Below are 255 nucleotides of genomic sequence, written 5' to 3'. Positions count from 1 at the left end.
CTATGATTTATTGCCGACGGCCATTCATCAGGTGGGCAAAGATCAAACCCAAAGCATTGAGCGTAAGTCTAGGTGTTTGCGTTCCAAGCTTTGTAATAAGGGGCTTACATTCTAAACGAATCGATTGATCTAAGCAGTCAAAGTAGACCCACCAGGCATCTGTGATCCAACGGCTTACTCTAAGGCGGGACTCTTCGAGCAGCGCTAGTAAAGTTCGAAACGTGTGGTGAATACGTTGGCCAAACACAAAAGCGA

General features: G+C 46.3%; 1 protein-coding gene. It reads right to left on the bottom strand.

All coding sequences use genetic code 11. The features are described 5' to 3' along the window. Nucleotides 1-7 precede the first annotated feature (7 nt). Nucleotides 8-255, bottom strand: a 248-nt coding sequence (locus AC1XDK_RS30885) for a hypothetical protein (protein ID WP_483353843.1), incomplete at its 5' end; no start/stop codon positions are given.

This window comes from Haladaptatus sp. HS23, from assembly GCF_056892285.1.
Note: the sequence above shows the minus strand (reverse complement) of the source record. Positions and strands in the feature narration are given on the sequence as shown.